Source organism: Chondrinema litorale, assembly GCF_026250525.1.
In the GTDB taxonomy this organism is placed as follows: Bacteria; Bacteroidota; Bacteroidia; order Cytophagales; family Flammeovirgaceae; genus Chondrinema; species Chondrinema litorale.
The window spans coordinates 221,277-234,953 of record NZ_CP111048.1 but is presented as its reverse complement, the minus strand read 5'-3'; the positions used below and the strand labels follow the sequence as shown (position 1 = coordinate 234,953).

Annotated in this window: 9 protein-coding genes; 2 read left to right on the top strand and 7 right to left on the bottom strand. The window is 34.6% G+C overall.

Annotation, left to right across the window (positions count from 1 at the left end):
* Window position 1: 1 nt before the first annotated feature.
* Together OQ292_RS28105 and OQ292_RS28100 are read right to left on the bottom strand one after the other, a co-directional pair.
* Window positions 2–3,391, bottom strand: a complete 3,390-nt coding sequence (locus tag OQ292_RS28105; protein WP_284687416.1) for a SusC/RagA family TonB-linked outer membrane protein — start codon at window positions 3,389–3,391, stop codon at window positions 2–4.
* A 683-nt stretch (window positions 3,392–4,074) separates the two neighbouring features.
* The gene (locus tag OQ292_RS28100; RefSeq protein WP_284687415.1) at window positions 4,075–4,803 is read right to left on the bottom strand and encodes a hypothetical protein; all 729 of its coding nucleotides are present in this window, start codon (window positions 4,801–4,803) and stop codon (window positions 4,075–4,077) included.
* A gap of 237 nt (window positions 4,804–5,040) precedes the next feature.
* Here OQ292_RS28100 and OQ292_RS28095 point away from each other — a divergent pair, with 237 nt between their 5' ends.
* Both OQ292_RS28095 and OQ292_RS28090 read left to right on the top strand, forming a co-directional pair.
* Window positions 5,041–5,364 (top strand): PadR family transcriptional regulator, encoded by a 324-nt coding sequence (locus OQ292_RS28095; protein WP_284687414.1) that lies wholly within the window; start codon window positions 5,041–5,043, stop codon window positions 5,362–5,364.
* Window positions 5,357–8,074 carry an ABC transporter permease gene (locus tag OQ292_RS28090; RefSeq protein ID WP_284687413.1) on the top strand — a complete coding sequence of 906 codons (2,718 nt, stop codon included), beginning with the start codon at window positions 5,357–5,359 and terminating at the stop codon, window positions 8,072–8,074. The genes OQ292_RS28095 and OQ292_RS28090 overlap by 8 nt, the downstream gene beginning before the upstream one ends.
* A gap of 1 nt (window position 8,075) precedes the next feature.
* Here OQ292_RS28090 and nhaA read toward each other — a convergent pair whose 3' ends face one another.
* The 5 genes from nhaA to OQ292_RS28065 all read right to left on the bottom strand — a co-directional run bounded on the left by nhaA (window position 8,076) and on the right by OQ292_RS28065 (window position 13,570).
* Window positions 8,076–9,416, bottom strand: coding sequence for a Na+/H+ antiporter NhaA (nhaA, locus tag OQ292_RS28085; protein WP_284687412.1), 1,341 nt, complete (start codon window positions 9,414–9,416; stop codon window positions 8,076–8,078).
* Window positions 9,417–9,513: 97 nt separating this feature from the next.
* A complete protein-coding gene (locus tag OQ292_RS28080) occupies window positions 9,514–10,242 on the bottom strand; it encodes a hypothetical protein (protein ID WP_284687411.1) in 729 nt (242 codons plus the stop codon).
* A gap of 332 nt (window positions 10,243–10,574) precedes the next feature.
* Window positions 10,575–12,008 carry an MATE family efflux transporter gene (locus OQ292_RS28075; protein ID WP_284687410.1) on the bottom strand — a complete coding sequence of 478 codons (1,434 nt, stop codon included), beginning with the start codon at window positions 12,006–12,008 and terminating at the stop codon, window positions 10,575–10,577.
* Between the two features lie 195 nt (window positions 12,009–12,203).
* Entirely contained in the window at window positions 12,204–12,872 is a 669-nt protein-coding gene (locus tag OQ292_RS28070) for a hypothetical protein (protein WP_284687409.1), read from the bottom strand.
* A complete protein-coding gene (locus tag OQ292_RS28065) occupies window positions 12,869–13,570 on the bottom strand; it encodes a hypothetical protein (protein ID WP_284687408.1) in 702 nt (233 codons plus the stop codon). The genes OQ292_RS28070 and OQ292_RS28065 overlap by 4 nt, the downstream gene beginning before the upstream one ends.
* Between the last annotated feature and the right edge of the window lie 107 nt (window positions 13,571–13,677).

Here is a 13,677-nt window from a genome sequence, read left to right as displayed (position 1 = left end):
ATTAATAAGTAGCTGAAAGTTTAAAGATGAATGAGCGTGTTGCCGGATTGTTAAAGTAATCTAGACCTATTGCGTTTCTACCACCACCAGTTAGGTTTGTGTCTGGATCAACACCAGAATAATCTGTCCAAAGTGCTAGGTTTCTACCTGTAAATGAAAGTGTTAGGTTTTGGAGTTTAGTTTTGTCTCTAAATGCTTGAGAGTTAAAAGTATATGAAAGCGTAAGCTCACGTAAACGAGTCCACGAAGCATCTTCAATACTACTTTCATCTGGTCCTGTAAATGAAGAACCTAAGCCCCATACATACCAGTTTTCATCAACGAATACTTCGCCACCGCCAAAATCTTTCACCTCACCTCTTACAGTATAAGTACCATCATCGTTTTGTGCATGTGGGTAATATGCAGACACAGTTGGATTATCTGGATCAACCAATAAACCTTCTTTGTAAACTTGTAAAGCATTTGCCTGATCTGCTGTAAGTGTTACAGTATTTGTAGTGAAGCCTGCAGTACCAAACCATGTTAATGCACCTAGTGTACCATTCCACATTTCGGCTCCTTGGCTAGTTTCAAATAGTATGTTTAAAGAGAAGTTCTTAAATGAAAATCTACTACCAATACCACCTCTCCAATCTGGATTAGGATCGCCAATTACTTTTGGTGTATTTGCTTGTGTTGGGAAACCTTGCTCATCTAAAACATAATTTCCAGCTTCGTCTCTTTCAAATGCCACACCCCAAATTACACCCAATTGCTCATTTAGTACAGCTCTAGAACTTGTACCGCTAAATCCACCTAAAGAGATACTTTCTACACCAGACATATCTGTAACCTCATTACGGTTTTTTGTCCAGTTGGCATAAGCTGTCCAGTTAAAACCATCTCTATTTAATAAATCCAATGAAGCTTCTAGTTCAATTCCTTTATTCTCAATAGTGGCTGCGTTTGCAATTTGAGAAACAAAACCAGTGGCCGGTGGCTGATCAACCTGAATAATCGCATTTTCAACCTTATTACTATAAGCATTCGCTGTTAAACTTAATTTGTCGTTGAAAAACTTTAAGTCTAAACCAACTTCCATTTCTTTCTTAATTTCCGGCTCTATATTCGGGTTACCAGCAACATTACTTCTGGCAATTCCACCACCATAAGAAGCTGGATCTATTGCAGGTCCCCAACCTTCTCCATAACCTCTAAAGTTCGGGTCAGGAATAATAATATCGGTAGAGGTAATGTATGGTGACGGTGATCTACCTACTTCGCCATAACTCACTCTGGCCTTACCAAAAGTAAGAATGTTATTTTGTGGAATTAGGTTATGAAACTGCCATGCAACATCTACTGCACCAAATAAGAATAGATTATCATCTTCTGGCAAAGTAGAGAAAGCATCTGCTCTTAAACTACCTGTTATATATACTTGATTTAATAATCCTACTGTGGCAGAACCGTAAACACTTTGTGAGCGGATTTCTTCAAAGCTGCTTAATCCTTGATAATTTCCCGCAGGAGCATTATTTAAAACTGGTGGCGAATTTGGATTGGTAAATGCAAGTATGGTTAGTCCATGATCATCAAAAACACGTTGGTTTAGCGAAGTACCAACCAAACCGTTTATTTCGAAATTATCTGAGAAACGGTGTTGCATGTTGGCAATTAAATCGAAGTTCATTTGGCGCTCTTGTATGGTTTCTTTGGTATAGCGACCTCCTGAGTTTTCACCCGCAGAAATAGCAGGGAAATAATCTTTACGACCATCAGTATATGAATCTATTCCCCATCTGGCAGTTAGGTTTAGCCATTCAAAAGGATTTACTCCTAATTCCAGTTTTCCTATAAATCTATCTACTTCTGCTGTACTGGTGATGTTGTTCATCATCCAAAGAGGATTATCATAAATGGCAGAAGAATACAATTCTCCATTAGCTCCTGTAGTAAATTTAGAGCCCCAAGGATTTCTAAAATGTCTTTGCACATTAGTAAATGTATTCCCTTCAGCATCATAATAAGTACCATAGTAATCGCTCGGATCAAAATCTGATGGTGTTCTTAAACCACCTAAAAACAAACCACTCAGGTTAGAACCCATTTGTATCCTGTCTGACATGGTATTTGAGTAAGCAGCACTAGCAGTTACAGTTACTTTTTCACCAATGTATCTGGTTGCATTTAATCGGGCAGTTGTTCTTTCGTAAGTACTGTTTTCTTTGATGATACCATCCTGATTGATATTAGATAAACTTACATATACATTGCCTTTGTCATTACCAGAGCTTAGTGAGATGGAATTATTAAAAGTTAAACCGGTTTTGAATAAATAATCTTGAGGGTCTCCAGTATATCTTGAGTTTTTACCTCCATTTAGATCAGTTGCTGTTCCGTCTGGAATACGATAAATTAAATTACCATCTTGAGATTCAAAATAACCAATATAATCTTCATCATTTTCGTCAGTAATATATTCATCTGCACCACCCGGTCTATCTGAAATTTTATCGCCCCAAGAAAAGCGTTGGAAAGTACCAGAAGACTCGTTGAACATCATGTTATAACCTTGTCCATAAGTTTGATTTAAAGGAATTTTTTTGTTGATTCTGTCAAAAGAAACGGAAGAATTTAACTGAATAGAGAATGGTTTTCCTGTAAATGATTTCCCTTTTTTAGTAGTAATTACGATTACACCATTGGCCGCTCTTGCACCCCATAAAGCTGCTGCAGAAGCACCTTTTAATATCTCCATCGATTCTATATCGCTTGGGTTAATATCGTTGAGTCTCGATTGTTGGGTAACTCCACCACCACTACCAACAGAACCAGAGTTAGAGTTTGCACCACCCCAACCTTCACCAAAGTGGGTTTCGTTATTTATCGGAATACCATCTATTACGATTAATGGTTGGATATTTCCGGTAATAGATGTTGCTCCTCTAATTACAATTCTAGAACCTGCTCCGGGGTCACCACTGTTTTGTACGATGTTAATTCCCGATGCTTTTCCCGACATACTATTGAGCAAGTTGGGTTCTCCGGAATTTACAAGTTTGTTCCCATCTACTTGAGAAAATGAACTACCTGCTTTACTTTTGTCGATTTCGAAGCCTAATGCGTTTACAACCACTTCTTGTAAAACTTCATCATCGACTTTCATTGTTACATTAATCTGTGACCTGGAGCCTACTTCAACTTCTTGTTGCTGAAAACCAATGTAAGAAAAAACCAGCGTAGAACTATTCGCAGGAACTGTAATGCGGTAATTACCATCTATATCGGTTACTGCACCAATATTTGTTCCTTTGATTATTACATTTACTCCCGGAAGTGCACCTTCATCTTCTTGGGATATTACTTGCCCAGTAACAGTTTTGTCCTGAGCGGCTACCATACCCATGCAACAGAATATGAGAGCGCAACATAGTAAAAATTGCCTCATAACTTAAAAAAAAATTAAAATGAACACTAGTTGTATAGTTTGTTATTACTGGTCGAAGGTTCGAGATAGTTTGCGATAGTACATAGAGATAGCACCCTCCTTTTAGCGAATAAATGTGCTAAGGAAGAAATAAGCCATACGATATCAGGCAAGGAATTTTGATAAAAATGCCTGCTAAAATTTCTATTTTTTAATAGTAGTCTTGTAATTTAAAATCGATCAGATTCGAAATTACTGGTTGATTATATAATTATTGTGGTATTAGTTAATCAGCATTATTGCATCTAAATAAAGATGAATGCTGATATAAGAATTGCTATTTGAATAAAAGGAAAATTGATCAATTCCTTAGTATAAATTAAAAACTGTTAGGTAGTGTAATTTAAAATTGATCTGAAGTGGAAATACTGGTTAATTTCAGTAACTGTGGATATTGTGAATATATGAAATAAAAACTTTATTCCCAATAAATTCACCCTAATTGTATGATTCAGCAATCAGGAAATAAGTATTTAAATAAATTTATGTGTGTTTATATCACCCGGGCTGAGTTTCTCCAAATATCATAAAAAATAATTAGAAACAAATTTTTTTCGAATAAAAAATTGAAATTTGAATATTAAAATTGTCGTTTTTGTGCCTTATCTGTAGTTTACTAAAGTATTTGCCGTTTTCCGCTGCTGTTTTGCATATTGTTTTACCACAGTTTGTTTTTGCCTAAAAGCTTTTAGCGTTTCTTTTACAGAATGGTGGCTGGGATCATACTCTAAATGACCATAAATTCTGCTATTATAGTTTTTGCCAAAATATGATTTCCGATAAAAAACCATATAGCTTGCTAAATTAGGTACCTGATATTTTACATGCCCTAACTCATGGACTAGCACTTTTAATGCTATTGCTTTTGATGGAAAAGTAAGCATTACATTTACCGTAGTATCGCCATACAAAGAATGGTAAATATGTGGATTTTTATCACTTTGAGCCACATTTGTAGCCCCTAAAAAATTCCACTTAAGGTCATCTACTACCTTTATATATACATCTGTTTCATTGCCTTCTAGATCTCTTATCGTGTTTATTTGATAATACAACTTTGGGTCTATCACCTTCAATTGATTTATTAAGTAAGCTGTTTTTCTTTGATTTTTACTAAGTTTTTTTACCAGTAAATGTAACGATCTTATATCCTTATTTATAAAATGTTGATCTGCTTTATTGAGCGTTTCTTCTCTAAGAGATTCCAGATTAGTAATATTTTTACTAGCCTGTATTATTTCTGCATCATACCCATTTATAATCTCTGCATAAGCTGATTTAAAGAAAGAAAAGACAATAAAGATAAGACTGAGTAAACATAACTTTTTCATAGACTACTGATTGATAAATTTTGTGTTTGAGCAATACAGTGCAATGACTATTTCAAAAGAAAAGTCGGACTGTTGTTAATATCCTCTATTTGGTAGTAGCCTTCTTTGTGGTACTGAGCTGATCCATTTTATAGATAAAAAATGAATCGACATTCAGGTAAAATTATTTTTTATACAAATGTTAATGATATAAAAGTAATTTTTATATATTTGTTATACAAATATTAATCAAATAAAATGGAGAATCTGGGAAATTTAGAAGAAAGTGTTTTATTAATTGTAATGATATTAGACGATGCTTATGGTGTTTCAGTATCTGAAGCTTATGAAGAAAAAACAGGCAACACAATCTCAATTCCGGCGATACATACAGTTTTAAAAAGGCTGGAAACAAAAGGCATGGTTAAATCTAAAATGGGTGAATCTACTTCTGAGCGAGGAGGCAGGAGAAAAAGACTCTACGAAGCCACACCCTATGGTTATAAAGTGATTTCTCATATCAAAGAAAACCGACTACAACTTTGGTCACTCATCCCTAAACTAGGCTTAAACAATGGATGATAATAAGAAACATACCGATAAAAATGCTCCGCCAGGCTGGGCTAATCGCTTTTTAGAATGGTATTGCAATCCAGATTTATTAGACGAAATACAAGGTGATCTGTTTGAAGTTTTCTATCACAGAGAAAAGAAAAAAGGACTCAAAAAAGCCCGCTTTTTATTTATCTGGGAAGTGCTGTTATTCTTTAGACCCTCTTCATTTAAGAAAAAAAGTTTTATCCCTAACCTACATGGTATGTCTGGCTTATTTCAAAATTACCTCGTAATCTCTTGGCGGAATACATTAAAAAACAAAGTATTCTCAATTGTAAATGTATTTGGTTTATCTGTAGGCTTAGCCGCTTGCTTTCTTATTTTACAATATGTAGCATTTGAACTCAGCTACGATAAATTCCATAAAGACAGCGATCGTATTTACCGGGTTTATATGGATGATTTGGCGACCAACCATCCGGGAGTTGGGCCAGCTATGAAAGCAGATTTTCCAGAAGTAGAAGAGTATGCCAGAATTGTTCATCAATCTATCTTTGCTGGAAACATTGTTGGAATCACCTATGAAGATTCGGCAGGAAACAAAACTGTTTTTAATGAAGAGAAAGCCTATGATGTAGACCCTTCCTTTCTTACCATGTTTTCATTTCCATTTATATATGGAGACCCGGCTACTGCTCTCAATGATATGAGTTCGATTGTTATTTCTGAGGCAACAGCAGCGAAATTTTTTGGTGATAAAAATCCAGTGGGCAAAACTTTAGTAATAGATGGCTTTAGGTCATTTACAGTTACTGGAGTTTTTAAGAATATACCAGAAAATTCTCATGTAAAATTTAATGTGTTGATCTCTGCTTTTATGCGAAATTTTGGCCAAGGTGACTGGCAATCTGCATGGAATTGGCGATGGCCAGAATTTTATACTTATATCAAGTTAAAACCTTCTGCCACACAAAAAGATTTAGAAGCAAAAATACCAGGTTTAGTAGATCAATATCTTGGTGATATTATGAAGGAACTCGATAAGCAGTATCACTTTTATGTACAACCTCTTACTGATATTCAACTTGGCTCTAATAATTTAAGACGAGAACAAGAGATTCGCACTAATAGGCAAACTGTTTACTTTTTAAGTGTTATTGCCCTTCTCATTTTAGTAATTGCATGGATAAATTATATCAATTTGTCTACTTCTAAATCTATTGAAAGAGCACAGGAGGTTGGTTTACGAAAAGTAATTGGAGCATCAAGAAAACAATTAATTTTTCAGTTTTTATTCGAATCTGTTATTGTAAACCTTTTGTCTGTGTTACTAGCAGTCGTATTTGTAACAATTGCATTGCCTTACTTTAGCCTACTTACAGGCAAAAATATAGGAACTCGTTTAGAAGATATATTGCTTTTTCAAGAGCCGCTTTTCTGGGGTGTATTAGCTGCTATATTTATTTTAGGTTCTTTCTTTGCAAGCCTTTATCCTGCTTTTGTACTTTCTTCATTTAAAGAAGCTACCGTTTTAAAAGGCAAGTTTTATCGATCTAAGAGAGGCATCATATTAAGAAAGTTTTTAGTTGGATTTCAGTTTACGATTTCTGTTGCACTCATTGCTGGAACCCTTTTGGTTTATAAACAAGTTGAGTTTATGAGAAAACAAGATTTGGGTTATGCACAAGATCAGCTTTTAATTGTGCAATCTCCAAGAGTGGGTGACTCAACGATGCTAAATAGGTTTGAAACATTTCAAACAGCTTTATTTGAACATGCCGAAATAAACAACTTTGCTCCTACTAAAAACATCCCCGGTGAAGAAATTTCTCAATTAAATGGGATGAGAAAGATCGATGAGACAAGTGATGCTGATAAAACAATTTATCATTTTTATACGAATAAAAATTTTATAGAAACTTTCGGGCTCTCACTCTTAGCAGGTAGAAATTTTAATGATAATGACAATCTTAATCCTATAGACAATCGAAAAGAGCCAATACCAGTAATGTTAAATAAAAAGGCTATAAACGATCTAGGTTTTAGTAAGCCTGAAGATGCGATTAACCAACTTATTCATTTTACATTAGGGCCAGCGGATAGAAAAGGAGAAATTGTTGGTGTATTAGACAACTATCATCAAAGGTCTTTAAGAAGCGATTACGATCCAATAATCTATTTTCCGGTGCCTGTTTATTTGGGAGAGTATTTTACGATCAATCTTAAAATGCAAAATCTGCCAGAAACGATCAGTTACATAGAGCAAGAATACAAAGAGAAATTTCCGGGGAATAAATTTGAATACTTTTTCTTAGACGATTTCTTTAACAAACAATATACTGCTGATCAGCAATTTGGTAAAGTATTCGGCTTTTTCTCTAGCCTTGCGTTAATAGTAGCTGCCTTAGGTTTATTTGGCCTTTCTACCTTTATGATTACTCAAAGAACCAAAGAAATTGCAGTACGAAAAGTATTGGGTGCAAAAATTAGAGGAATGATCTTGCTCTTTTCCAGAGACTTGGTAAAGCTGATCATCTTTAGCAATGTAATTACTTTGCCTGTTGTTTACTTTGTTGCACAAGAATGGCTTAATAGCTTTGCTTTTAAAGTAAATCTGGGCTGGCTCATCTTTGTAATACCTGCTGTAATTTTACTGCTTATTACTGTGGCTACAGTAAGTTTTCAAACCATTAAAACTAGCTCAAACAAGCCGATAGATTACTTAAAATCGGAATAAGTTAAGTTGCCGTTTCTTTGGGTTTTACAATAAGCATTGTGATAAGTCCATTAACTACTGCTACAAGTGAGGCTATTAAAATACTAATTTTTGATAGCTTCACTACTTCAGCATCGTAAAATGCCAAGTTGGTAATAAATATAGACATGGTGAATCCGATACCTGCTATAAAACCAATTCCTAAAATGTGCCCCCAACTGATAGACTTGTTTAATTCGGCAATGCCAAGTTTATAACCTATATAAGAGAATAAACTAATACCCAAAGCCTTACCTACAATTAAGCCTAGAATAATTCCTAAACCAACAGAGCCAGTAATTACTTCTATAATATTTATATCTAGCGCAACACCTGCATTAGCAATTGCAAAGATCGGAATTACAAAAAAGGTATTGAATTCTATAAGGGCATTTTCTAATTTGATGAGAGGTGGACGAGATTTATTGGTATCTTTTTTCATGTTTTCTAAAATCTCTCTCTGCTCAATATCTTGCATTGGGTCTCGGTGCTCTATGTCTGTATGTTCGAGTTTCTCCACATTTTGCACCGTTCTATCTTTCAGAATTTTACTATCTAATTTCGGCTTTACCGGAATTGAAATCGCAAACAATACACCAGCAATTGTTGGGTGAATACCTCCTTTTAAAGTAAAATACCAAAGCACAATACCTATGGGAATATACCAGAAAAGGCTTTTAAAACCGAACTTGTTCATAGCCATCAGCATTACGAAAAGTCCACCAGAAATACCTAAATGCAACCAGCTAATATCACTACTATAGAAAAAGGCGATAACCAGAATGGCTCCCAAATCGTCGGCAATGGCTAAGGCAATTAAAAATGTTTTAACTTGTGTAGGCACTCTTTTGCCCAATAAACCAATTATACCTAATGAGTAAGCAATATCTGTTGCCATGGGTACCCCCCAACCATGTGCATTTTCAGAACCTACATTAAAAATTGTATAGATTACTGCCGGCATTAGCATACCACCAATAGCAGCTAGCAGTGGCATAGAAGCTTTTTTAAAAGATGAAAGTTCGCCAACTAGAATCTCACGCTTTAACTCTAAGCCTGCTACCAAAAAGAAGATGACCATTAAGCCATCGTTAATCCATTGTTCTATGGTAAGTTCAAAAGTAAGTGAATCTGAAAAACCAAAAAGAAATTTTTCTTCAAGAATGTGATGATAAGTTTCTGCCCAAGAAGAGTTACCAATTATTAAAGCCAATATGGTAGCTACAATGAGTATTAAGCCACCTGCGGTTTCTCGATCTAAAAACTTACTCGCAGTTTCTTGAATGTATGAGGATTTAGATTCCTTTTGTATTATTTGATTCATTGTGTTAGTCGTCTTTCAGTTAAATTGAACTTCTGGTAAATCAATTATTTAGGCATATAATTAATTTCTAGAAGATTGATTGTTGCAGCCGCTCAACTCATTGGCGAATACTTTTTCGCAAGAGATCGATACTTACAGATTGCTGGGCTGTTACACCTTGTACAATCTCTACTTCAGGTCTGCTTTTAGATATATTGGTAAATTGATTATTTACAATCAATTTATAATTTCCCATTGCCCAAAGCATACCAAAAGCAAGCATACCAACACATATTACAATAGACCACTCTTCAGCAAAGTTTACATATTTTAAATTTGCATGCCCCATCCATTTTCTAATTAAAGGAAAAACAGGATAAACTGAACCTGATACTACATGTACAAGAATTGCAGTCCAGAAAGGCATAGAACCTAACGGTTGTAACCAATTTGCTACGATATAATATTCTACTGCTGCAGCAAGTACTGCCCACGGAATGCTTACAATCAATATTTGTAGTGGAGTTAACTTTCTAGTGTAAAACCATAATAGGCCGAAAAAAGCAAAAGCCCAAAGCATATCTGCAGTTTGATGCATAAATACTCCAGCCATTAATACTTCCCAACCTAGATTTGCACTAATAATTGATTGATCAAAATAGGATACACCTATATTCATCCAGTCTACTAAGGGATTTTCCCCAATTCTACCTAAACCAAATATGATAAACAAAGTAGAAAATGTACTACCAATTAAGCCTAGTAATAGCGCTGCTTTGTATGGAGGATTCAAATTAGTATTATCCACCTCCGTAATTTCTAATGTTAGTATGTTAATAGATTCCATTTAATTATTTAGCCAATTAATATGATTGATTAATGTATGTTAGTAGTGAAATCTATCTTCTATTTGGCATTTATAGATAAACTTTTGTGCCACATACCAATCAGAATATTTACATTTATTTAAATATGGCTTGAGATCATCAAAAAGGCGATTTAAAAAATTGCTAATTAAACTAGAAGAATCTCTATTATTTGAATTTGTGAAATTGTGTAGTTCAAAATCCACAAAAGTGTGGATTTTATTCAACACTTTTTCTACACTTTTAGGTGTAAAAAATAAAACCTGAGTTTCACTTCAGGTTTATAAGTCATAATGTACAAGAATCAATTCATTTATACCGTAGTAGTTTTCCATTTACCTTTTTTAAACAACCAAAGTGTAAATAAGCCTACAGCCGTTTCTGAGAAAAATACGCCCCAAAACACGCCTGAGTACTTCCAATCGAGCTCAATTGCCAACCAATAAGATAGTGGAATCTGGATCATCCAGAAAAAAACAATGTTTAATAATGTTGGTGTTTTTGTGTCTCCAGAACCATTAAAAGCTTGTACTGAAACCATCCACCAACCATACACAAAGTAAGAATATGATAATATCTGAAGCCATTCCCCACCGATCATAATTACGGTTTCATTATCTGTGAAGAGTGCCATTAGGTTTTCATTATAAAAAAAGTAGACGAAAGATACTGCTACCAGAAATATCATATTATAAAAACCAATCTTCCAAACTGTAGACTCTGCTCTATCTGGATTATTTGCCCCAAGGTTTTGCCCTACTAATGTAGCCGCAGCATTTGAAAGCCCCCAAGCTGGCATTAATGTAAATAGCATTATACGCAAAGCAATTGTAGAACCGGCCACTGCCTCACTACCAATATCAGCCATAATGCGCATTAAAAAAATCCACGAGGTCATAGAAACAATCATTTGCCCAATACCGCCTAGAGAAGTTTTAATTAGGTTTAGTACTATTTTAGAATTCCAGTAAATCTGCTCCATCGTAATTTTGATGTGTTTACCTCCTTTTATAAGCAACCAAAACTGTACTCCCACACCAATTGCTCTACCAATAGTTGTAGCTATAGCAGCTCCTTCTATGCCTAATGAGGGAATTGGACCCCAACCTAAAATTAAAAGTGGGTCTAAAACCATATTTATTCCATTGGCTATCCATAATACGCGCATAGCGATAGCAGCATCTCCTGCTCCTCTAAATACCGCATTAATCACAAATAGCAATACAATCACTAAATTTGCTCCAAGCATCCACTGGGTGTAGCCGTACCCATTTTCAATGCTCCATTGGTCAGCTCCCATTAAACCTAGAAGTTCCTGAGAGAAAAAGATACCTCCAATTGTAAAAGGCAAAGAAATGAGTACTGCCAGAAAAATAGATTGTATGGCAGATTTACCTGCATCTTCTTTTTGCTTTTCACCAACTCTTCTGGCAATAATTGCAGTTACAGCAGTAGACAAACCCATTGCGATTGAATAGAGTAAAAACAAATAGGTTTCTGTTAATCCAACTGTGGCCACTGCAGAAGCACCCAATTGTCCTACAAAATAGATATCAACTACTGCAAAAGTAGATTCCATTACTAACTCCAAAATCATTGGAACAGCTAGCAATAAAATGGCTTTTTTGAGGTCTATCTTCGTATAATCAGCATCGGTTCCTTTTATGGCATCATTAATATTTTTCCAGATCGAACCTTCTGGAACATTTACTTCTTCAGAAACAACTGAGTTATTCTGTACTTCCATGTTAAAAAATGAATTTAGGCATTGTTATATGTATCGAGATAGTTGGTTTTTTATAGCCCGATGCAAATATGCAGTGTTATTTTATAAGATGAGGGGTGTGAAAGCGACTTTTAATAGGGTTTATCTCGGCAAAAAAATAAATAAAAAAGCTGATTGGCTAAATGCACAATCAGCTTGGATGATAGAAATGTTTTATTAATAATAGACTCTAAATATTTTATTTATTTTTTTAGTTACTGCTCTAGAATTTGTTGGTTCAATTAGATCCATACCTAAAGATTCTCCATATAAAGCAAGGTTATCATGTAGGGTATCAAAAATTACAACATAAACTTTAGTTCTTGCTTTGTATACATAATTACCATAATACCCCGTATATGACGGGGCTAATAAGGCTTCTTTAAAAGACTTACCAATATAATTGAAATCACTTCTTATATATCCTACTTCCACTAAAGCAAGTCCAAACCTTTTATTAGATCTTTTAATAACCTTCTTTACAGTTGGTGGAAAAACTACATTTGATAAAGTATTCCGTTTTGCCAAGCTTTCAACTAAACTAAATATTTCAGTATCTAATTTCTCCTGCTCTTGTTCATTATTGGCAATTATTTTTTCAGACAACCTATATTTAGAAGATTTAGCTGTTAAAATTGAATCAACATTATAATATGAGATTGCTGAAAGAGAATCATCGTACTCCATTATACTTTTCTCACGAATATAATTTACATATACAACTGGCTCAAAATAAGGAATATATTTAATCTCATTTGGATGAACTGAAGAAGTTAATATTCCAGCCTTATAACATGAGCTTAACATAAATACAAGTCCTAAAAAATATAGTAGTTTTCTAATCATATAGAATTGGTTTTATTTTTTAAGGCTGCTTTGTTTTTGAAATTGGCGATATCTTGCTCTGTAATTGCTCTAAAAGAAAACTTATAGCCTTCGTACAAAGCGATGCCATAAAATACCACATCCATCGGCGAGAAGGTTTCCATCATTACATCTGGTAGGTAAGAGTAATCGAAATACAACAAGGTTTCGAAGAAAGAATATCCCTCTGCATCTGCCATATAGCTTACAATACATAGAAAGTTTCCGACTAGACAGCTAAAAAGTGCAATTGCTGCTCCAATGATTCCAAAAATCTGCTCAATTCCTTTTCCGAAATATCTAATTCCAAAACCTACACCTGCACCGATTGCCACAGCCATGTAACCGATCTGAAAACCAGTACTCACTGTTACCAAACACCATACAGTTGCACCTAATAAGCCTACTAGAATACCTGCGATTATTCCATTTACTAAGTTTTGCTCTGCTCTTAAAGATTCCAATATATCTCCTGAAAGTCTTAGAGATACATCATCCATGGTGAGTGCTTGTTCATTATCTAATGGCTTTTCCTTTACTTTTTCGTCTTTTACAAACTGGGAGCATTCACCTTCAAAATCTGCTTTGTTGCCAGTAAGACCACATAAAAGGCCTTGTTTAAAATCCAGCTTTCGGTTTGTACATTGGTTACAAAAAACGAGTTGTTCCTCTCTAGTCATGATTTGTTTGTTGTTTATTATCGATATTGGTTGCTTATAATATTAATGGTATTTTTTTGATATTTATTATAGTTTTTTTGATAAAATTCATTAAAAAAAGGCACAAC

Coding starts and splice junctions, on each gene's coding strand:
- OQ292_RS28105 (WP_284687416.1), bottom strand. CDS start 3,391: ATGGGTATGGTAGCCGCTCAGGACAAAACTGTTACTGGGCAAGTAATA.
- OQ292_RS28100 (WP_284687415.1), bottom strand. CDS start 4,803: ATGAAAAAGTTATGTTTACTCAGTCTTATCTTTATTGTCTTTTCTTTC.
- OQ292_RS28095 (WP_284687414.1), top strand. CDS start 5,041: ATGGAGAATCTGGGAAATTTAGAAGAAAGTGTTTTATTAATTGTAATG.
- OQ292_RS28090 (WP_284687413.1), top strand. CDS start 5,357: ATGGATGATAATAAGAAACATACCGATAAAAATGCTCCGCCAGGCTGG.
- nhaA (WP_284687412.1), bottom strand. CDS start 9,416: ATGAATCAAATAATACAAAAGGAATCTAAATCCTCATACATTCAAGAA.
- OQ292_RS28080 (WP_284687411.1), bottom strand. CDS start 10,242: ATGGAATCTATTAACATACTAACATTAGAAATTACGGAGGTGGATAAT.
- OQ292_RS28075 (WP_284687410.1), bottom strand. CDS start 12,008: ATGGAAGTACAGAATAACTCAGTTGTTTCTGAAGAAGTAAATGTTCCA.
- OQ292_RS28070 (WP_284687409.1), bottom strand. CDS start 12,872: ATGATTAGAAAACTACTATATTTTTTAGGACTTGTATTTATGTTAAGC.
- OQ292_RS28065 (WP_284687408.1), bottom strand. CDS start 13,570: ATGACTAGAGAGGAACAACTCGTTTTTTGTAACCAATGTACAAACCGA.